Origin of the sequence: Streptomyces griseus (assembly GCF_900460065.1) — a bacterium.
GTDB classification, from domain to species: domain Bacteria; phylum Actinomycetota; class Actinomycetes; order Streptomycetales; family Streptomycetaceae; genus Streptomyces; species Streptomyces griseus.
The window spans coordinates 175,355-194,297 of sequence record NZ_UAVD01000032.1; the positions used below are offsets into that span (position 1 = coordinate 175,355).

Here is an 18,943-nt window from a genome sequence, read left to right on the forward strand (position 1 = left end):
TCGGAGGCCGTCGGGCAACCTCGGGGCGGGCGGCCTCTCAGCCCGGCACCACCGGCAGCCCCGCCAGCAGCTCCGTCACGATCACCGAACCCCGCACCGTCAGCACCGACTCGGGGTGGAACTGCACCGAGGCGAAACCGGGACCGCGCAGCGCGTGCAGCTCACCGCTCTGCTCGTCACGGCTCACCTCGATCCCGTGCGCGGCCAGCTCGACGGCGGCCGGACCGTCGCACCGCGCGGTGAAGCTGTTGTAGAAGCCCACCGTCTCCGGCCGGCCGAACAGCTCGATCCGGGTCTGCGCCCCCTGGTACGGCACGGCCTTGCGCACGATCTCCAGACCCAGCTCCGCCGCGATCAGCTCGTGCCCGAGGCAGACCCCCAGCAGCCCGTGCCGGTGGTCCCGCACCAGCTCGGCGGCGATCTCCCGCAGCAGCCGCATCTTGGGGTCGGCGAGCTCCCCCGGGTTCCCCGGGCCCGGACCCAGCACCACCGGCCCCCGGTGCGCCCGGACCACCTCGCGCAGCCCCGGCTCGTCGTAGCGGCGCACCGAGACGTCGAGCCCCGACGACCGCAGCAGGTGGGCCAGCATCGCGGTGAACGTGTCCTCGCCGTCCACCACCAGCGCGTGTCCCGAAAGATCCCGGGTGCGCTCCTGCATCCGCAGCCAGAACGGCGCGAGCCCGCCGCGCCGGTCGTCCAGCGCCGCCTGCACCCGGGGGTCGGAGGCCAGCCGCGGGCGGTCCGCCTCCGCCCCGGGCCGGGCCGGCCGCACCCCCAGCGCCGCCAGCACCCCGGCCGCCTTGGCATGGGTCTCGGCGACCTCGCCCTCCGGGTCCGAGTGGCGTACGAGCGTGGCCCCGACCGGCACCTCCAGCGAACCGTCGGGGGCGATGTCGGCGGTACGGATCAGGATCGGCGAGTCCAGGGTCTGCGCCCCGTTCGCGTCCCGGCCCAGCAGCGCCAGCGCGCCCGCGTAGTAGCCGCGGCCCCCGGACTCGTACCGCTCGATGACCCGGCACGCGTTCTGCACCGGGGAGCCGGTGACGGTCGCCGCGAACATCGTCTCGCGCAGCACGTCCCGCACGTCCAGCGAGGACTTCCCGCGCAGCTCGTACTCGGTGTGCGCGAGGTGGGCCATCTCCTTGAGCCGGGGGCCGACCACCACCCCGCCCATGTCGCCGACGGTGCACATCATCTTCAGCTCCTCGTCGACCACCATGGACAGCTCCTCGCTCTCCTTGCGGTCCGCGAGGAACGCCAGCAGGCTCTCCGCGGTGGGCCCCCCGGCCGGGTAGCGGTAGGTCCCGCTGATCGGGTTCATCACGACCGTCCCGCCGGACATCCGCACATGCACCTCCGGGCTCGCCCCCACCAGCGTCCTGGCTCCGGTGTGCACCACGAACGTCCAGTACGCGCCCCGCTCGCCCGCCAGCAGCCGCCGGAACAGCGCCAGCGCGTCCGCCCTCCCGAACCCGGGGATCTCGCCCCGGAAGGTCCGCCGGATCACGAAGTTCGCGCCCTCGCCCCGCCCGATCTCGTCCCGGATCACCCGCCGCACGATGTCCGCGTACTCCGCGTCCTCCACGTCGAAGCCCCGGTCCGCCACCCGCACGTCATGGGCGGGCAGCGCCGCCAGCAGCTCCGCGAGCTCCAGCTCGTGCGTCTCGTCGGCGACCAGCACGCTCAGCGGGGTGCCGTCGTCGCGGACGTCGAAGCCGCGCTCGGCGATCTGCCGGAACGGCACCAGGGCCAGCGCGGGCGCCGGGCCCACCGGCAGGTCGGCCAGCCGGTCGACCTCCCGCACCCCGCCGATCAGCAGCTCGACGTGATCGTGGTCACGGCCGGGCGTTCCGCGGCGCAGCAGGGCGAACGGCGGGGCGTCCTCGGACAGCAGCCGGCGGATGAGACCGGAGGCGGAGCGGGATGCGTTCTGCGACATGGGAGCAGGTTCCTTCCGGACGGCCCCGCACGGAATTCCGTACGGGGTTCACAGGGGGAGGAACGGCTCCGCAACGCAGAAAGGCCGCCCCTCGGGCGGCCTTCGCGAAGTGTCAGCGCGATGGATCAGCGGGCCGCCGGATGAGCGGTCCACCACCAGTTCTGGATCGAGGTCTCGATCGGTCGCGTCGACATGCCCCGACCCTAGCGGACCGGTCCGGGCATCGGAGCGCGTGTCTCATCTGTTGAGCGCACGGCTGGACGCCTCTTCCGACCCCGTAATGTTGTGCTCGTGACCGTGAACGCCAATACCTCCGTCGCCGGTGGCAACACCTGGCGAGACCTTCCCGCGGCGCAGCAGCCCGAGTACCCCGACTCCGAGGCCCTGCGCGATGTACTCGCGGACCTCGCGTCGTATCCGCCGCTCGTCTTCGCGGGCGAGTGCGACCAGCTGCGCGCCCGTCTGGGAGCCGTCGCCAAGGGCGAGGCGTTCCTGCTCCAGGGCGGCGACTGCGCCGAGGCCTTCGACGCCGTGTCCGCCGAACACATCCGGGCCAAGCTGAAGACGCTGCTCCAGATGAGCGCCGTCCTGACCTACGCGGCCTCCGTGCCCGTGGTGAAGGTCGGCCGCATCGCCGGGCAGTACTCCAAGCCGCGCTCCAAGTCGACCGAGACCCGCGACGGCGTGACCCTGCCGACCTACCGCGGCGACTCGGTGAACGGCTTCGCCTTCACCGAGGAGGCCCGGGTCCCGGACCCGCAGCGGCTGAAGCAGATGTACCACGCGTCCTCCTCCACGCTGAACCTGGTGCGCGCCTTCACCACCGGCGGTTACGCCGACCTGCGCCAGGTCCACGCCTGGAACCAGGACTTCGTGAAGTCGTCCCCCTCCGGGCAGCGCTACGAGGCGCTGGCCCGCGAGATCGACAACGCGCTGAACTTCATGAAGGCGTGCGGCACCGACCCGGCCGAGTTCAAGGCGGTCGAGTTCTACGCCTCGCACGAGGCGCTGCTGCTGGACTACGAGTCGGCGCTGACCCGTACCGACTCGCGCACCGGTGAGCTGTACGACACCTCCGCCCACATGGTCTGGATCGGTGAGCGCACCCGGCAGATGGACGGCGCGCACATCGAGTTCGCCGCCCGGATCCGCAACCCGATCGGCATCAAGCTCGGCCCGACGACCACCGTCGACGAGGCGCTCGGCTACATCGACCGCCTCGACCCCGAGCGCGAGCCGGGCCGGCTGACCTTCGTCGTCCGGATGGGCGCCGACAAGGTCCGCGACAAGCTCCCCGAGCTGGTCGAGAAGGTCACCGCCTCGGGCGCGACCGTCGCCTGGGTGACCGACCCGATGCACGGCAACACCTTCGAGGCGGCGTCCGGCCACAAGACGCGCCGCTTCGACGACGTCCTGGACGAGGTCAAGGGCTTCTTCGAGGTCCACAAGGCCCTCGGCACCCACCCGGGCGGCATCCACGTGGAGCTGACCGGCGACGACGTCACCGAGTGCGTGGGCGGCGGCCACGAGATCTTCGTGGACGACCTCCACCAGCGCTACGAGACGGCCTGCGACCCCCGCCTCAACCGCAGCCAGTCCCTCGACCTGGCCTTCCTCGTCGCCGAGATGTACCGCGACCAGTAGGGGCCTCGGCCGGACAGACCCGTGGGGCACGGATCCATGTGATCCGTGCCCCACCGTCGTATCCGGGCTTTTCCACCGGTTGCCCGGCGGGTAAGGTTAGGTTAGCCTCACCGTGGAAATCGGAGCGGCGCCCGTGACCGACCCGCAGGGAGGTGAACCGCATGTACGTCTGTTCCTGCTTCGGCATCACGGAGGCACAGGTCAAGAAGCATGCGGACGCCGGAGCCTGCACACCCCGGCAGATCGCGTCGGCCTGCAAGGCCGGGACGGACTGCGGCGGATGTGTGCGCCGCATCCAGGCGCTGCTGGGCCGGGGCGACTGCGCCCGCCGCGAGCTGCTCGACCAGCGACAGGAACCCGCCGCCGTGAGCGCGCTCGGGGACGTACGCCTCCCGGAAGCCGCCTGACGGTCCGCTCTGCGGCTGTCAGCTCTCCGGCTGTTCGATCAGCTGGGCGATGTAGAGCGGCTCACCGAGCTTCTCGACCAGCTCCAGCTGGGTGTCGAGATAGTCGATGTGGTGCTCCTCGTCCTCCAGGATCGACTCGAAGATGTTCGCGGACGTGATGTCGCCCTTGCCGCGCATCACCTCGATACCGCGCTTGAGGCGGTCGATCGCCTCCACCTCGACCTGGCGGTCCGCCTGGAACATCTCGGTGACCGTCTGGCCCACCCGCACATGGAAGAGGCGCTGGTAGTTCGGCAGTCCGTCGAGGAACAGGATCCGGTCGGTGAGGATCTCGGCGTGCTTCATCTCGTCGAAGGATTCGGCCCGGGTGTATTTCGCGAGCTTCGTCCACCCGAAGTTCTCCTGCATCTTGGCGTGCAGGAAGTACTGGTTGATGGCAGTCAATTCGGCGGTCAGCTGCTCATTGAGAAACTCAAGGACCTCGGGGTCGCCCTGCATGGCAAAGGCTCCTTCCAACCGGTGATCGATCTGGCGAGTTGGCGAGATCCTCGCACCGCGCCCGGCAGCCGTCCAGTAAGTGCACGCTTAGTATGAGTTGCCCGTATGGGGTACTCCCTGGTCATGACCACCCCTGCCTGTCTGTCACCATGGAGGCATGGGTCAGCCGGAAAGCCGGGAAAACCGCGAGACAGAACAGCCCGAGCTTCCGCCGGGACAGCGACTGCAACGCGGATGGCCGGTCACCCACTACGGGCCCGTTCCCAAGTTCAAGCCCGACCGCTGGGAATTCCGCGTCTTCGGGGCCACCGCCGACGGCGACAAGCACTGCTGGAACCACCAGGAGTTCTCGGCGCTGCCCTTCTCCTCGGTCGTCGCCGATCTGCACTGCGTGACGAAGTTCAGCATGCTCGGCGCCGAATGGGGCGGAGTCCCCGCCCGTACGGTCCTCGAACTGGCACCGCCCGCCCCCGACGCCACCCATGTGATGGTCTGGGCCGAATACGGCTTCTCGTCGAACCTGCGGCTCGACGACTTCGCCTCCGAGCGCACCCTGTTCGCCACCCACAAGGACGGCGAACTCCTCACCGCCGAGCACGGTTTCCCGCTCCGCCTCGTCGTCCCGCACCTGTACGCCTGGAAGGGCCCCAAATGGGTCCGGGGCATCGAGTACATGACGGCGGACCGGCGCGGATTCTGGGAGGAGCGGGGCTACCACAACATCGGTGACCCCTGGTCCGAGCAGCGCTACTCCTACCAGGAGGAACCGGGGGACGGCCCGGAGCTGTAGCGCTCCTGCGGCCGCGGTGGCTCTCTTGCGGCCGTCGGCCCCCTGGGGAGTGTCCGCACGGTATCGCCGGCCGCCCGTCGGGCCGGACGAGACGGTGCGGATACGACAGGGCCTAGCCGCGGCGGCCCTTCCGCAGCTCCTTCAGCCGGGCCACGTCCGCCGCGTGCCCCTCCTTGCCGCCGGGCGTCTCGATGATCAGGGGTACGCCCGCCGTCGCCGGATGCGCGAACAGCTCCCGGAACGGCTCCACCCCGATGTGACCGGCGCCGATGTTCTCGTGCCGGTCCTTGTGGGCGCCCACGACGTCCTTGGAGTCATTGGCGTGGATCAGCTTGAGCCGCCCCTCGCCGACCGTCTCCACCAGCAGGTCGAGCGTCTGCCGCATCCCCGAGGGGCCGGCCAGGTCGTGTCCGGCGGCGTAGATGTGGCACGTGTCCAGGCAGATCCCCAGCTTCGGGTGGGAGTCCAGCGCCTCGAAGTACGGGCCGAAGTCCCAGGTCCGCGAGCAGAGCGAGGAGCCCTGGCCGGCCGTCGACTCCAGCAGCAGGTCCGGGGAGTCGTCGTGGGTCAGCTCGTCGAGCAGCGGGCGCATGTGCTCGCGCACCTGCGCCAGCGCTGTGGCGCGCGGCCGTCCGCCGGTCGCCGAACCGGTGTGCACCACCACGCCGAGCGCGCCGATCTCGCGGGCCCGCCGCAGCGAGTGGCGCAGGGACTCCACGGACTTCTCGACCGTCGCCTCCGTGTGCGAGCCGAAGTTGATCAGATACGGGGCGTGGACGTACGCCGGGATCGAGGCGGCCTCGCACCCGGCCCGGAACAACTCGTCCTGCGCCGGGTTCCCGGCGGGCGTGGCCCAGCCGCGCGGATTGGCCACGAAGACCTGCACGGTCTCCGCGGCGAGCTCCCGGGCGTACTCCAGGCCGACCTTGGCCAGGCCGCCGGCGACCGGAACGTGTCCGCCCACCGGGTTGCGCGGCGTATGCATCTGGTTCTAGAACCCCTTGGTCTTGATCGTGATCGTGGCCCCCTCGGGGGCCTGCTCGCCGCCGTCCACGGACTGGCTGGCGATCGTGTCGCTGAAGGAGAGGAACGGGCGGTCGACCTTCACGTCGAAGCCCGCCTCCTCCAGGGTGCTCCGCGCCTCGTCGACGTCCCGGCCGGTGACGTCCGGGACGTCCAGCATCCGGGGGCCCTTGGAGACGGTCAGCTCGATGGTGTCGCCCTCGGCGGCCTCGGCCCCTCCGCCGGGGGACTGCTCGGCCACATCGCCCTCCGCCTCGGCGGAGTGGACCCGGCCCGGAAGCACCTCGGCCTTCAGCCCCTCGGCCTCCAGCTCGGCGGTGGCCTCCTCGGCGGAGAGCCCGGTGACGTCCGGGACGTCGATCGGGGCCCCCTTGCTGACGACGAACGCCACGGCCGTGTCCGGGTTGCGGTCCGTGCCCGCGCGGGGATCCGTGCGGATCACCTCGCCGCGGGCCACGTCCTCGCTGAACTCCCTGGTCACCATCCCGGGGACCAGGCCCACCTTCTTCAGGGAGCGCCGGGCGTCCGCGAGGGAGCGGCCCGCGACATCGGGCACCCGCACGATCTCCGGCCCCCGCGAGACGACGAGCTTCACCGAGCCGTTGCCCCGGATCCGGTCGCCCGATGCGGGGTCGCTGCTGACGACCGAGCCCCGCTCGACGGTGTCGCTGAAGACCCGCTCCACGCCCTTCAGCCCGAGCCCCTCGTCGGACAGCCGCTTCTCGGCGGTCTGCTGGGTCTGGCCCAGCAGCGAGGGGACCCGGGTGAACTGCCCGGAGTTGATGTACCAGACGCCCGTGCCGATGCCGAGCGCCAGCAGGACGGCGGTGAGGATCGTGACCAGCCTGCGGTGCGGCCCGCCGATGGGGCCGCGGCGGGCGGTCCCGCGCCGGGGAGCGGCCGGGTCCGCGGGCGGCATCTCCAGGCGGCTGGTGCGGTGCACCCCGTCGCCGTCCGCCGGGAGGGCCCGCGGGAGCACGCTCGTACGGTCGTCCGCGCCGTCGTGGGTGTCCGACAGCGCCCCCGGCGGTACGGCGTCCAGCTCGGCGTCGGTCAGCGAGGCGCGGGCCTCCCGCGCCTCGCCCAGCAGCAGCACCGCGTCGTGCGGGCGCACCTCCGGATTGCGGGCGGTCGCGCTCGCCACCAGGCTGTCCAGCGCGACCGGGAGGCCCGGCACGACGGCGGACGGGGCCGGGACGTCGGAGTTGAGGTGCAGATAGATGACCTGGGCGGCGTTCTCGCCGGTGTGCGGTTTGACGCCGGTCAGCATCTCGTAGAGCACGACCCCGCAGGCGTACACGTCACTGCGGGTGTCGGCGCTGCCGTGCTCGATCTGCTCGGGGGCCAGGTACGACACGGTGCCCAGCAGGGAGCCGGTCGTGTCGGTCGCCGTGCCGACCGCCCTGACCAGGCCGAAGTCGGCGACCTTCACCCGGCCGTCGTCCCCGATCAGGACGTTCTCCGGCTTCATGTCGCGGTGCACGAACCCGGCCCGGTGCGCGGCGCCGAGCGCGGCCAGGACCGGCTCCAGGATGTCCAACGCGGCCCGGGGCTGGAGGGCCCCGCGCTCGCGCAGCACGTCGCGCAGCGTGCAGCCCGCCACGTACTCCATCGCGAGGTAGACGTAGGCGCCCTGGGCGCCCTGGTCGAAGACCGCGACGACATTGGGGTGCGCCAGGCGGGCCACCGACTTGGCCTCCCGGATGAAGCGCTCGACGAACGAGACGTCGGTGGCGAGCGCCGGGTGCATCACCTTGAGGGCGAGCACCCGGTCCAGGCGGGTGTCCACGGCCCGGTAGACCGTGGCCATCCCGCCGACGGCGATGCGCGCCTCAATGCGATACCGGCCGTCGAGCAGCTGCCCGACGAGAGGGTCCTGGAGGGTCGTGTCCACCCCGAGAGTCTACGAGCCGCCGCCGACACCCCGGGCGGGCCGGGGCACTCCCGGGGCCGTTCTGCAGCCGATCCGTGACAGGGACACGTCCCAGGTGGGGGGCGCATCCAAGCCCCTCCGGCGTTTGAGGAGCGGGGGGCTCGGGGGGCGGCGCCCCCGACGGCGTACCGCCGCTCAGAACGCCGGCCGCTCCGGATCCAGCACGGCCCGCCCGGCCACCGGCGAGGACGCCTCGGCGAAGTGGCGGCGCGGAATGCGGCCCGCCCGGTACGCGAGCCGCCCGCCCTCCACCGCGTGACGCATCGCACCCGCCATCAGCTCCGGCTCCTGGGCCCGGGTCACCGCCGAGGCGAGCATCACGGCGGCGCACCCCAGCTCCATCGCCTGGGCCGCGTCCGAGGCGGTGCCGGCCCCGGCGTCGAGGATCACCGGCACCCCGGCCCGCTCCACGATCAACTCGAAGTTGTGCGGGTTGCGGATGCCGAGCCCGGAGCCGATGGGGGAGCCGAGCGGCATGATCGCCGCGCACCCCACGTCCTCCAGCTTCCGGGCCAGGACCGGATCGTCGTTGGTGTAGGGCAGCACCGTGAACCCGTCGTCGACCAGGACCTCCGCCGCGTCCAGCAGCTCGATCGGGTCGGGCAGCAGGGTCCGCTCGTCGGCCACCACCTCCAGCTTCACCCAGTCGGTGCCGAGCGCTTCCCGGGCCAGCCGGGCGGTCAGCACCGCCTCGCCCGCGGTGAAGCAGCCCGCGGTGTTCGGCAGGACCCGGATGGAGAGCCGCTCCAGCACCGAGAGCACCGACCCCTGCACGGTCGGGTCGAGACGGCGCATCGCGACCGTCGTCAGCTCGGTGCCCGACGCGATCAGCGAGCGCTCCAGAACCTCCAGGCTCGGGGCCCCGCCGGTGCCCATGATCAGCCGGGAGCCGAAGGCGGCGGGCCCCAGCGTGAAGACGTCGTCCGACATGGTCAGCCCCCCTGTACGGCGGTCAGGACCTCGACGCGGTCGCCCTCGCCGAGCGTGGTGGCGGCCCACTGGCCGCGCGGGACGACGCTCTCGTTGACGGCGGCGGCGACCCCGGAGCGGGCCGGGGTCAGCGTGGCGACGAGGGCGCCCAGGTCCGTCCCGGCGGGGACGGCACGGGCCTCCCCGTTCACCGAGACGGTGACGGTTGCGGCGGACGCGGGTACGGCGTGCTGCTGGGTCATGCGGGCTGCTCCTGGAGTGCGGGGGCGGCGGGTTCGAAACGGCCGGGGGTGAAGGGGCGGGCCGTCGCGGGCAGCTCGCCGGTGGTCAGGACGTCGGCCATCGCGTCTCCGGTGACGGGCGTCAGCAGGACGCCGTTGCGGTGGTGGCCGGTGGCGAGCAGCAGACCGGGCAGGGCGGTCGGACCGAGCAGCGGGGCGTTGTCGGGCGACGCGGGACGCAGTCCGGCCCGGGTCTCGGTGAGCGGCAGCTCGGTGATGCCCGGCACCAGCTCGTGGGCGTCGCGCAGCAGTTCGTACACCCCGCCGGCCGTGACCGTGGTGTCCCACCCCATCTCCTCGCTGGTGGCGCCGACGACCAGCTCGCCGTTCTCCCGCGGCACGAGGTAGAGGTGGCCGCCCCGCACCACGGCGCGCACCGTGCGGCTGAGGAAGGGGGCGTACGCCCGGGGCACGGTGAGCCGGAGCACCTGGCCCTTGACCGGGCGGACCGGCGGCACGAGCTCCGGCGGGAGCCCGGCGAGCCGGCCGCTGAGACTGCCCGCGGCGAGCACGACCTGATCGGCCGCGAACTCCGTACCGTCGCCGAGGAGCGCCCCGGCGGCCCGGCCCCCGGTGACGGTGAGCCGCTCGGCGGTCGTCCTGCGGAACGCCACCCCCGCCCGTTCGCACGCGGTCAGCAGGGCCGCGGCGAGACGGCGGGGGTCCACCTGGTGGTCTCCGTCGACCCGGAGGCCGCCCCGCACGCCCGGGGCCAGCATCGGCTCCAGGCGGCGGCACTCACGGCCGCTCAGCCAGACCGACTCCAGCCCCGAACGCTCCTGGAGGGCGTGCAGTTCGCGCAGATGCGCCCGGTCGTCGGAGTCCAGCGCCACCGCGAGCGTGCCGCAGGTCCGGAAGCCGGTGTCACGGCCGCTCGCCTCCTCCAGTTCGGCGACGAACGAGGGATAGCGGGCGGCGGAGGCGAGGTTGAGCCCGAGCAGCATCTGCTCGCCGTAGTGCAGTTCGGTGACGGCGGCCAGCATGCCCGCCGCGACCTGGGCCGCCCCGCCGCCCGGTGCGGGGTCCGCCACCGTGACGCGCAGCCCGCGCTGGGCGGCCCGCCACGCCGTGACCAGGCCGATGACGCCGCCCCCGATGACGAGGACATCGGATCCGGAGCTTCTCTCCGAGACGCACATGAGTGTCCAGCCCCTCCCTTCGCCGGCATGACCCGGAGCAGGTTCGTACGGTCGGAGGCCGTCCAGCCTCCCTCTCAGCCCGGTGCGTCCGGGCTCCCGCGAGTGTTCTACCTTGGCCACCCTAGGCCCTGTCGTCAAACTGCCGCCTGCCCCGCGGGGCCGCCCTCCGGGCGACGACGGCAGTGCGGCGACCGGCCCCGCCCCGCCGTCCCCGGCCAGCAGAGGAGCGCCCCCATGGCCCGTTCGCTCGACGGACTCGTCCTGTCACCCGTCGCCGACCAGGCCCCGGGCCAGGTCGGCACCCGCACCCGCTTCACGTACCACGAGGCCGACGGCCGGATCTGGGCCGAGTACGCGGGCGGCGACGTGGTGCGCGGCCACCTCGTCGGCACCCGCGACGGGGACGCGCTGGACTTCCGTTACGTGCAGCTCAAGCAGGACGGGACGACCTCGTCCGGGCACTGCCTCTCCACGGTCGTCGAACTGGCCGACGGCCGGGTGCGCCTGGAGGAGCGGTGGGCCTGGGAGTCCCAGGAGGGCAGTGGCGCCAGCGTGGTGGAACAGCTTCCCTCCTGAGCTCCCTCCCGCGTCCCCGACCCCTTCGGGGGGCCTTTCCCGGGCCCCTCCCCGCACCCCTCTGTCTGACGGCCAGTCAGTTGATTAAGGTGGACGGGTGAGCGAGCAGACGGAACAGCGGGCGGCGCGGCGGGTCCGGCACGTGGTGGTCGTCGGGGCGGGCATGGCGGGCGTGCAGAGCGCCGTGGCCCTGCGCGAGGCGGGCTTCACCGGCGCCGTCACCCTGATCGGCGCCGAACCCCACCAGCCCTACGACCGCCCGCCGTTGTCGAAGGCCGTCCTGCTGGGCAAGGCCGAGGACTCCGCCTTCGACGTCGACTTCGAGGCGCTGGACATCACCCTGCGCCTCGGCCTGGACGTCACCGCCCTGCGCGCCGCCGACCATGTGCTGGACACCGCCGACGGGCCGGTACCCTACGACGCCCTCGTCCTCGCGACCGGCGCGGAGCCCCTGACCCTGCCCGGCGCCGAGGGCGTGCCCGGCGTCCATCTGCTGCGCACCCTCGACGACGCCGCCCGGCTGCGGCCCGTTCTGGAGCGGCGGCACGACGTGGTCGTCGTCGGGGCGGGCTGGATCGGCGCGGAGTTCGCCACCGCCGCGCGCGCCGCGGGCTGCGCCGTCACCGTCGTCGAGGCCGCCGCCCGCCCGCTCGCCGGCGCCCTGCCCGCCGAGGTGGCCGCCCCGATGGCCGCCTGGTACGCCGACAGCGGCGCCGAACTGCTCACCGGTACCCGGGTCGAGCGCGTCGAGGAGGGGACCGTCGTCCTCGACGACGGCCGGGTCCTGCCGGCCGGGGCCGTGGTCGTCGGCATCGGCGCGCGCCCCGCCACCCGCTGGCTCGCGGGCTCCGGGATCGCGCTCGGCCCGGACGGCTCGGTCACCGCAGACAGCGCGCTGCGCACCTCGCTCCCCGATGTGTACGCGGTCGGCGACTGCGCCTCCTTCCCCTCCGCCCGCTACGGGACCCGTCTGCTGGTCCACCACTGGGACAACGCCCTCCAGGGCCCGCGCACCGCGGCCGCCGCGATCATGGCGGCCGAGAGCGGCGGCCCGCTCCCCGTCCACGACCCCGTCCCGTACTTCTGGTCCGAGCAGTTCGGCCGCTTCGTGCAGTACGCCGGCCACCACGCGGACGCCGACACCCTGGTGTGGCGCGGTGACGGGGCGGACGCCGCCTGGTCGGTGTGCTGGCTGCGCGACGGGGCGCTGGTGGCCGTGCTGGCCGTGGGCCGCCCGCGCGACCTCGCCCAGGGCCGCCGGCTCATCGAGTCGGGGGCCGCCCTCGACCCGGAGAAGGCGGCCGACCCCGCCGTGCCACTGAAGTCCGCCGCCCTCTGACGGACCCGGGAACCGCCGGGGCAGCCCCCCGTACGGTCGGGCCCGGCTACCGGCTGTCGGTCCCGGATGGCACGCTTGTCCCTGTGACCGAGATTGACGCAAAGACCGATGCTCTCGTCCCCGCCTGGCTCCACCTGCCCGACATCGCGGAAATGCTCGATGTCCAGGTGACGCGCGTACGGCAGCTGGTCAAGGAGGGCCAGCTCATCGCCGTACGCCGTGGTGAGAACCGGGCGCTCCAGGTGCCCGCCGCCTTCATCGACGGCGACAAGGTGGTCAAGGGCCTCTCCGGCACCCTGACCCTCCTGAGGGACGACGGCTTCTCCGACGAAGAGATGCTGGAGTGGCTCTTCACTCCGGACCCGACCCTGCCCGGCACCCCCGCGCAGGCGCTGAGCGAGAATCGCGGGACGGAGGTGAAGCGCCGCGCCCAGGCGCTCGCCGTCTGACCGACACGACAGGAAGCGGTGCACGGACCGCCCGGAGCGGCCCGTGCACCGTCACGACCACGGGGGAGTCCCACCCATGTCCACGCCTCGCGAGCAGCTGTCCGACGCCCGGCTCTACCTGTGCACGGACGCCCGTACGAGGCAGGGCGACCTCCCCGCCTTCCTGGACGCCGTGCTCGCCGCCGGGGTCGACATCGTCCAGCTCCGGGACAAGGGCATGGAGGCCGCCGAGGAGCTGGAGCACCTCGCCGTGTTCGCCGACGCCTGCCGTCGGCACGGCAAGCTCCTCGCGGTGAACGACCGCGCCGACGTCGCCCACGCCGTCGGCGCCGACGTGCTCCACCTCGGCCAGGGAGACCTCCCGGTCCCCGCCGCCCGGGCGATCATCGGCTCCGACCGGCTGATCGGCCGCTCCACGCACGCCGAGGCCGAGGTCGACGCGGCGCTCGCCCAGGACGGTGTGGACTACTTCTGCACCGGCCCCTGCTGGCCCACCCCCACCAAGCCCGGCCGCCACGCCCCCGGCCTCGACCTCGTGCGCTACACCGCCTCCCTCGGCGGGGCGCGGCCCTGGTTCGCGATCGGCGGGATCGACACCGGCAATCTGGACCAGGTGCTGGACGCCGGAGCCCGCCGTGTCGTCGTCGTGCGGGCCGTCACCGAGGCCGACGATCCCGCCGCCGCCACCGCCGAGCTGGCCCGACGCGTCAGGGCCCGCGCGCTCTGACGCCCCGCGGGTCGATGTGGGGCATCTCGGGCATCTGTCCGAGGGGTGGACAACAGTCCGGCAAAACGAGACAAAGTTGGTTGCTCCGGTTGGGGGAGTGTCCACCCCCTGGTTAACCTCCCCTTATGGCCCTCGGAACAGCTTCCACCAGGACGGATCACGCACGCACCGTGCGTGACCTGCTGGCGACCGGCAAGACGTCGTACTCCTTCGAGTTCTGGGCTCCCAAGACGGAGAAAGGCGAGCGCAACCTCTGGAACGCGCTGCGCCGCGTCGAGGCGGTCCGTCCCAGCTTCGTCTCCGTGACGTACGGCGCCGGCGGCTCCACCCGTGCCGGGACGGTCCGGGCCACCCAGCAGATCGCCGCCGACTCCACCCTCACTCCGGTCGCCCACCTCACCGCCGTGAACCACTCCGTCGCCGAACTGCGCAACATGATCGGCCAGTACGCCGACGCGGGCATCAGGAACATCCTCGCGGTCCGGGGCGACCCGCCGGGCGACCCGATGGGCGAGTGGGTCGAGCACCCGCAGGGAGTGAAGTACGCCGCCGACCTCGTCCGTCTCATCAAGGAATCGGGCGACTTCTGCGTCGGCGTGGCGGCATTTCCCGAAATGCACCCCCGGTCGTCCGACTGGGAGACGGACATCGGACATTTCGTGGACAAGTGCCGGGCGGGTGCGGATTACGCGATCACTCAGATGTTCTTCCGCCCGGAGGACTATCTCCGGATGCGTGACCGCGTGGTCGCCGCGGGTTGCGAAACGCCGGTGATCCCCGAGGTCATGCCCCTCACCAGCGTGAAGCAACTGGAAAAGTTCTCCCAGCTCAGCAACGCGACCGTGCCCGCGTCGTTGAAAGAGCGCATCCTCGCAGCCAAGGACGATCCGGCCGCTGTACGCTCCATTGGCATCGAGTTCGCAACGGAGTTCTGCGCGAAGCTGCTGTCCGAGGGTGTGCCCGGACTGCACTTCATCACGCTCAACAACTCGACGGCTACGCTCGAAATCTACGAGAAACTCGGACTGCACAAGCAGTCGTGACCGGTCGTACCCGCCGCCGAAGCGGCTACGGCCGAAGGAGGGGGCGGGCGTGGGCTGGACGGTCCTCTACATCGCTTTCGGTCTGGTGGCCCTGTGGCTGCTCGGCGAGGTGCTGTTGCAGTACAAGGCGCGACTGCGCTGGCGGCTCCTCGCCTTCGGCGGCTTCCTCGGCGTGGTCATCGGGGTGCTGCTGGCCTCCGTCCCGGTCATCGTCGTCGGGACGCTCGCCTTCGCCACCGGCCAGACCTTCGTGACCCTGTCCTTCCGGCGCGGCTTCTCCACCGGCTGGGCCATAGGAGGCAGTCCGGGGGAGAGCCGCCGGCGCAGGGGCGGCGGCGAGGGCGCCGCCGTGAAGGAGCCCACGCTGGAGGTCTCCGACCTGGAGGTCACCGCACCCGGGTACGACCAGGCCCCGCCCGCCCCGACCGCGCCGCCCGCCCCGTCCGTCTACGAGCCGGAGCCCCTGCCCGAAGACACCGGCCAGTACGGCGTCTACGGGAGCACGGGCCACGACGCGAACGGCGGCGCGGGCCAGGACCACGGCCAGGAGGCCGACCCCTCGGCCCAGCCGCAGTACGCCGCGTACGACCCGTACACCGGCTACGAACAGCCCCCGGCCCAGGACCCCTACGCCGGAACGTACGACTACGGCACCGGTCAGCAGAGCTACGCCGCCTACTCCGACCCGTACATCGGCACCACCAACGGAGCCCCCTCCTACGGCGGTTACGACGCCTACGGCCAGGGCGGCGGCGACGGCTACGACAGCCAGGGCGGGCAGCAGGCCTATCCCGACCCCTATGCCCAGGGGTATGTCGCGGACACCCCGCCCGGCGGCGTCTGGGTCCCGCAGCAGCGCGACACCGAGCAGTACCCCCCGATGCCCCCGGAGCAGCCCGCGACACCCGGTCCGTACGGCAACAACGGCCACGACACCGGCCAGAACGAGCAGTACCGCTACTGAGGCCGCGCCGCTGCCGGGGAACGGGCCCGTCGGCAGCGGCACACGCCTCCGCACCCCCCGCTCACCGGGAGCCGCGGAAGCCGTCCCCCTCCACCACGAGCCCGGCCACCAGCGTCCCCGACATCCCGGCGTGCGCGAGCCCGCCGCCCGGGTGCGCCCAGCCGCCCGCGAGATACAGCCCGGGCAGCCGGGTGAGGTTGCCCGGGTGCAGATAGGCCCCGTCGGCCCCGGCGAGCGCGGGCGGCGGCACCGCACCGCCCTCGGCCCCCGTCTCCGCCTCGGTCTCCGCCGGCGTGCGGACCTCGGTGTGCAGGATCCGCTCCCGCAGCCCCGGAACGGCCGCCGACGCCCGCTCCACCAGGACATCGGCGAACCGCTGCCGCACCCCGGCGTCCCGCCAGTCGACCGGCCCCCGCGGAGCCACCGTCGCGGTGAGCGTCACCGCCTCGTGCTCCGGGTCCGGGCGCGTCGCCGGATCGTCGGGGCGGAGCACCCACACCGTGGGGTGGGCGGCGACCCGGCCCCCGAACACCGCCTCCCGCTCCGCCGCCCCGTCCGCGCTGTGCACCACCGTCCGGTGCACCGCGTCCGCCTCCCGGGCCCCGCGCAGCGACAGCAGCACCGTGAACCGGCCCGCCGCGCCCGCGCCGGAGCCCGGCCGGACCGTCACATCGCCCGGCCCCCAGGCCTGCTGACCCGGCACCAGGCCCGCACGCGGCCGGACCCCGAGCACCACCCGGTCGGCCTCGGCCACCTCACCGCCCAGCAGCTCCACGCCGGCCGCCCGGCCCTCCTTCTCGACGACCCGGACCACCTCGGCGCCGAAGACGAACCGCACCCTGCGGGCCACGCACCGCTCGTACACCGCCCGCGCCAGCTCGCGCATCCCGCCCATCACGTACCAGCTGCCGAAGGTCTGCTCCATGTACGGCAGCAGCGCGGCGCTCGCCGGGGCGGTACGCGGGTCGAGGCCGTGCGACAGCGCGTACCCGTCGAGCAGGGCGGCGAGCCGGGCGTCCGCCAGCTCCCACGCGCCGATCTCCGCGACCGTGGCCGCCTGCCGGGAGCCGCGCAGCAGGCGGCGCTGCCGCACCGCCGGATAGGGATCGCGCCCCAGCACCTGGTGGTCGGCCCGCAGGGGCTCCTCCAGGAGCGGCCGGCGGGAGCGGTCCCAGGCGTCCCGGGCCCGGTCCATGAAGTCGCTCCAGCGCGCCCCGGCGCCCGTGCCGAGGGCGTCGTCCAGGGCGGTGGCGGCCCCGGCCCGGGAGGCGTTGGGCAGGGACACGGCCGTGCCGTCGGCGAAGAGATGGCGGCTCGCCGGATCGACCTGCGTCAGGGTCACGGACTGCTCCAGCGACTCCTTGCCGGTCTTCACGAAGAGGTCCCGCTGGACGGCGGGGAGGTGCAGCAGCCCGGGGCCGGTGTCGAAGACGAAGCCCTCGTGCTCATGACGCCCGACCGAGCCGCCGTAGCTCGCGGACCGCTCGTAGACCGTCACCGTCTCGCCCGCCACGGCCAGTCGGGCAGCCGCCGCCATCGCGCCCGTCCCGGCGCCGATCACCGCAATTCGTGCCATGCCGGTGACTTTATCGACCGGCGCCGACAGCTCAGCCGGGAGGCCAGTGCCCACCCGTCCCGGCCAGCCGTTTCTCCTCGCGGCGCTGGGCCCGGCGGCGCAGGAAGCGGCGGATCCGCGAGGCGAGGAAGAGCACCGTGACGATCCCGAGGACCAGCAGCACGGCCGCGATCACGGCGGCCGCCACCGGGTTGAACAGGGCGAACGTGACGACCCCGGCGACCCCGAGGTCCTCGGCGACGCTCATCCCGACGTTGCTGAAGGGCTCCGGGGAGGTGTTGACGGCCATCCGCGTGCCGGCCTTCACCAGATGGCTCATCAGCGCCGTGGACCCGCCGATCGCCCCGGCCGCCAGCTCCGGCAGCGAACCGCTCTCCCCGGCCAGCAGCGCGGCGATCACCGCCCCGGCCAGCGGCCGGATCACGGTGTGCGCGGTGTCCCAGACCGAGTCCACGTACGGGATCTTGTCCGCGACCGCCTCGCAGAGGAACAGCACACCGGCCACGATCAGGACGTCGGTGCGCTGGAGCGCGGCGGGCACCTCGTCGGAGACGCCCGTCGCGCCGAACAGGCCGAGCAGCAGGACCACCGCGTACGCGTTGATCCCGCTCGCCCAGCCGCTTGTGAACACCAGGGGGACGACCGACACGCAGGCGATCGTATCGACCCCGCGCGCGCCCGGGGAGGGTTCGGTGCTGGGCCCTGAGTATCCGTACTCAGGGACGGAGATGAGTAGCTGTGCGGATAGGCCCCCACCTGCGAGGACGGCAGAGTGATGACCACGGAAGGGGCGCTGCGCCAGGACCGCCGGCACGGGGCGGCGGAACGGTGCGGTTCCCCTGACGCAACGGGGGTGCACGACGGAGGCCCGGGGACCACGGGGGATACGGGGTCACGGGGAACGGGCGTCCGGAAGCACGGAAGACGCCGGTCCGGTGAGGTTCGCGGGGGATGCGAACTCCAGCGGCCGGCGTCTTCGGCTCTCCCGCCGACGGGTTTCCCGTTTCCCGGTGACGTGCCGGACGCGCGGCCTCAGTGCCCGCTGACCCGCCCGTGGAGCAGCAGCGACAGCGCCGAGTGGACCTCGTCGATCGAGCGCTCCGGCTGGAACGCCTGCCAGTCCAGCGCCGCCACCAGCACCATCCCGACCAGCGCGGCGGCCGTCAGCGGGATGTCGATCTCCTCGCTCAGCTCTCCGCTGCCCACGGCGTCCCGCAGGACGTCCTCGACCACCGCGACGGCCTCCTGACGCACCACCAGCAGCGTGGACTGCCAGGCGCGGTTGGTGCGCCACAGCTCGGCCACGTACAGCTGGGTGAAGGCCGGGTAGCGGTCGATGAAGGCGAGCCCGGCCCGGATCATCGCGTCCAGCGCCTCGACCCGGGTGCCCCCGCGCTCCTCGGACTCCTCGGCGGCGGCCCGCAGCGAGACGGTGAGCAGCCCCACGCCGTGCCGCAGCAGCTCCTCGAACAGCTCGGTCTTGCTCTTGAAGTTGTAGTAGACCGTGCCCTTGGCGACCCCGGCCCGCTCGGCGATCTCGTCGACGGTGGTCGCCGAGAACCCCTTCTCGGCGATCAGCGTCACCGCCGCCTCGTAGAGCTTCTGCCGGGTGGCCTGGCGGCGCGTGGTGCCACTGCTTTCCATGAGGCCGATTCTTTCAGGCCCCACCGCGCTCGCGGGCGCGG

General features: G+C 72.9%; 20 protein-coding genes and 1 riboswitch. Of the genes, 9 read left to right on the plus strand and 11 right to left on the minus strand.

Features of this window, described 5'->3' with window-relative positions; translation table 11 throughout:
- Positions 1 to 37: 37 nt before the first annotated feature.
- Both DTB53_RS23745 and DTB53_RS38020 read right to left on the minus strand, forming a co-directional pair.
- A complete protein-coding gene (locus DTB53_RS23745; RefSeq protein WP_012381283.1) occupies positions 38 to 1,939 on the minus strand; it encodes a phenazine-specific anthranilate synthase component I in 1,902 nt (633 codons plus the stop codon).
- Positions 1,940 to 2,064: 125 nt separating this feature from the next.
- The gene (locus tag DTB53_RS38020; RefSeq protein ID WP_106431784.1) at positions 2,065 to 2,133 is read right to left on the minus strand and encodes a trp operon leader peptide; all 69 of its coding nucleotides are present in this window, start codon (positions 2,131 to 2,133) and stop codon (positions 2,065 to 2,067) included.
- A 103-nt stretch (positions 2,134 to 2,236) separates the two neighbouring features.
- Here DTB53_RS38020 and DTB53_RS23755 point away from each other — a divergent pair, with 103 nt between their 5' ends.
- Both DTB53_RS23755 and DTB53_RS23760 read left to right on the plus strand, forming a co-directional pair.
- Positions 2,237 to 3,583 (plus strand): class II 3-deoxy-7-phosphoheptulonate synthase, encoded by a 1,347-nt coding sequence (locus tag DTB53_RS23755; protein ID WP_032773684.1) that lies wholly within the window; start codon positions 2,237 to 2,239, stop codon positions 3,581 to 3,583.
- A gap of 161 nt (positions 3,584 to 3,744) precedes the next feature.
- Complete coding sequence (locus DTB53_RS23760; protein ID WP_003969665.1) at positions 3,745 to 3,990, plus strand: (2Fe-2S)-binding protein; 246 nt, start codon at positions 3,745 to 3,747, stop codon at positions 3,988 to 3,990.
- An 18-nt stretch (positions 3,991 to 4,008) separates the two neighbouring features.
- Here the strand turns inward: DTB53_RS23760 and bfr are convergent, their stop codons facing one another.
- The gene (bfr, locus tag DTB53_RS23765; RefSeq protein WP_003969666.1) at positions 4,009 to 4,488 is read right to left on the minus strand and encodes a bacterioferritin; all 480 of its coding nucleotides are present in this window, start codon (positions 4,486 to 4,488) and stop codon (positions 4,009 to 4,011) included.
- A 157-nt stretch (positions 4,489 to 4,645) separates the two neighbouring features.
- Here bfr and DTB53_RS23770 point away from each other — a divergent pair, with 157 nt between their 5' ends.
- The gene (locus DTB53_RS23770) at positions 4,646 to 5,278 is read left to right on the plus strand and encodes a sulfite oxidase-like oxidoreductase (protein WP_003969667.1); all 633 of its coding nucleotides are present in this window, start codon (positions 4,646 to 4,648) and stop codon (positions 5,276 to 5,278) included.
- Positions 5,279 to 5,390: 112 nt separating this feature from the next.
- Here DTB53_RS23770 and DTB53_RS23775 read toward each other — a convergent pair whose 3' ends face one another.
- From DTB53_RS23775 to thiO, 5 genes are all read right to left on the minus strand, one after another.
- A complete protein-coding gene (locus DTB53_RS23775; protein WP_012381285.1) occupies positions 5,391 to 6,263 on the minus strand; it encodes a deoxyribonuclease IV in 873 nt (290 codons plus the stop codon).
- 6 nt (positions 6,264 to 6,269) lie between these two features.
- Complete coding sequence (gene pknB, locus DTB53_RS23780) at positions 6,270 to 8,195, minus strand: Stk1 family PASTA domain-containing Ser/Thr kinase (protein WP_012381286.1); 1,926 nt, start codon at positions 8,193 to 8,195, stop codon at positions 6,270 to 6,272.
- A gap of 174 nt (positions 8,196 to 8,369) precedes the next feature.
- Entirely contained in the window at positions 8,370 to 9,164 is a 795-nt protein-coding gene (locus tag DTB53_RS23785) for a thiazole synthase (protein ID WP_003969671.1), read from the minus strand.
- A gap of 2 nt (positions 9,165 to 9,166) precedes the next feature.
- Positions 9,167 to 9,406: a sulfur carrier protein ThiS gene (thiS, locus tag DTB53_RS23790; protein WP_012381287.1), complete on the minus strand. Its 240-nt coding sequence runs from the start codon at positions 9,404 to 9,406 to the stop codon at positions 9,167 to 9,169.
- On the minus strand, positions 9,403 to 10,584 hold the full coding sequence (thiO, locus tag DTB53_RS23795; RefSeq protein ID WP_012381288.1) for a glycine oxidase ThiO: 1,182 nt from the start codon (positions 10,582 to 10,584) through the stop codon (positions 9,403 to 9,405). The genes thiS and thiO overlap by 4 nt, the downstream gene beginning before the upstream one ends.
- Positions 10,582 to 10,694, minus strand: a riboswitch (TPP riboswitch). Its footprint overlaps the gene before it by 3 nt.
- Before the next feature lie 124 nt (positions 10,695 to 10,818).
- Here thiO and DTB53_RS23800 point away from each other — a divergent pair.
- The 6 genes from DTB53_RS23800 to DTB53_RS23825 all read left to right on the plus strand — a co-directional run bounded on the left by DTB53_RS23800 (position 10,819) and on the right by DTB53_RS23825 (position 15,682).
- Positions 10,819 to 11,160, plus strand: a complete 342-nt coding sequence (locus tag DTB53_RS23800) for an avidin-fold protein (RefSeq protein ID WP_012381289.1) — start codon at positions 10,819 to 10,821, stop codon at positions 11,158 to 11,160.
- Positions 11,161 to 11,257: 97 nt separating this feature from the next.
- Positions 11,258 to 12,499, plus strand: coding sequence for an NAD(P)/FAD-dependent oxidoreductase (locus DTB53_RS23805; protein ID WP_003969676.1), 1,242 nt, complete (start codon positions 11,258 to 11,260; stop codon positions 12,497 to 12,499).
- Between the two features lie 83 nt (positions 12,500 to 12,582).
- A complete protein-coding gene (locus DTB53_RS23810) occupies positions 12,583 to 12,948 on the plus strand; it encodes an Rv2175c family DNA-binding protein (protein WP_003969677.1) in 366 nt (121 codons plus the stop codon).
- A gap of 76 nt (positions 12,949 to 13,024) precedes the next feature.
- Entirely contained in the window at positions 13,025 to 13,675 is a 651-nt protein-coding gene (gene thiE / locus DTB53_RS23815) for a thiamine phosphate synthase (protein ID WP_042497358.1), read from the plus strand.
- Between the two features lie 125 nt (positions 13,676 to 13,800).
- Entirely contained in the window at positions 13,801 to 14,718 is a 918-nt protein-coding gene (gene metF, locus DTB53_RS23820; RefSeq protein WP_003969680.1) for a methylenetetrahydrofolate reductase [NAD(P)H], read from the plus strand.
- A 49-nt stretch (positions 14,719 to 14,767) separates the two neighbouring features.
- Positions 14,768 to 15,682: a hypothetical protein gene (locus DTB53_RS23825; RefSeq protein WP_003969682.1), complete on the plus strand. Its 915-nt coding sequence runs from the start codon at positions 14,768 to 14,770 to the stop codon at positions 15,680 to 15,682.
- A 61-nt stretch (positions 15,683 to 15,743) separates the two neighbouring features.
- On the opposite strand, the gene DTB53_RS23830 is transcribed toward DTB53_RS23825, so the two are convergent.
- The 3 genes from DTB53_RS23830 to DTB53_RS23840 form a co-directional block, all read right to left on the minus strand.
- A complete protein-coding gene (locus DTB53_RS23830; protein WP_012381291.1) occupies positions 15,744 to 17,258 on the minus strand; it encodes a phytoene desaturase family protein in 1,515 nt (504 codons plus the stop codon).
- A 31-nt stretch (positions 17,259 to 17,289) separates the two neighbouring features.
- A complete protein-coding gene (locus tag DTB53_RS23835) occupies positions 17,290 to 17,907 on the minus strand; it encodes a DUF4126 domain-containing protein (protein ID WP_012381292.1) in 618 nt (205 codons plus the stop codon).
- Between the two features lie 383 nt (positions 17,908 to 18,290).
- Positions 18,291 to 18,902, minus strand: a complete 612-nt coding sequence (locus DTB53_RS23840) for a TetR/AcrR family transcriptional regulator (protein WP_012381293.1) — start codon at positions 18,900 to 18,902, stop codon at positions 18,291 to 18,293.
- Between the last annotated feature and the right edge of the window lie 41 nt (positions 18,903 to 18,943).

Bases quoted from the DNA above. Each gene is read 5' to 3' on its own strand.
- DTB53_RS23745 (WP_012381283.1), bottom strand. From the start codon at position 1,939: ATGTCGCAGAACGCATCCCGCTCCGCCTCCGGTCTCATCCGCCGGCTG.
- DTB53_RS23760 (WP_003969665.1), top strand. From the start codon at position 3,745: ATGTACGTCTGTTCCTGCTTCGGCATCACGGAGGCACAGGTCAAGAAG.
- bfr (WP_003969666.1), bottom strand. From the start codon at position 4,488: ATGCAGGGCGACCCCGAGGTCCTTGAGTTTCTCAATGAGCAGCTGACC.
- DTB53_RS23770 (WP_003969667.1), top strand. From the start codon at position 4,646: ATGGGTCAGCCGGAAAGCCGGGAAAACCGCGAGACAGAACAGCCCGAG.
- DTB53_RS23775 (WP_012381285.1), bottom strand. From the start codon at position 6,263: ATGCATACGCCGCGCAACCCGGTGGGCGGACACGTTCCGGTCGCCGGC.
- DTB53_RS23785 (WP_003969671.1), bottom strand. From the start codon at position 9,164: ATGTCGGACGACGTCTTCACGCTGGGGCCCGCCGCCTTCGGCTCCCGG.
- thiS (WP_012381287.1), bottom strand. From the start codon at position 9,406: ATGACCCAGCAGCACGCCGTACCCGCGTCCGCCGCAACCGTCACCGTC.
- thiO (WP_012381288.1), bottom strand. From the start codon at position 10,584: ATGTGCGTCTCGGAGAGAAGCTCCGGATCCGATGTCCTCGTCATCGGG.
- DTB53_RS23800 (WP_012381289.1), top strand. From the start codon at position 10,819: ATGGCCCGTTCGCTCGACGGACTCGTCCTGTCACCCGTCGCCGACCAG.
- thiE (WP_042497358.1), top strand. From the start codon at position 13,025: ATGTCCACGCCTCGCGAGCAGCTGTCCGACGCCCGGCTCTACCTGTGC.
- metF (WP_003969680.1), top strand. From the start codon at position 13,801: ATGGCCCTCGGAACAGCTTCCACCAGGACGGATCACGCACGCACCGTG.
- DTB53_RS23830 (WP_012381291.1), bottom strand. From the start codon at position 17,258: ATGGCACGAATTGCGGTGATCGGCGCCGGGACGGGCGCGATGGCGGCG.
- DTB53_RS23840 (WP_012381293.1), bottom strand. From the start codon at position 18,902: ATGGAAAGCAGTGGCACCACGCGCCGCCAGGCCACCCGGCAGAAGCTC.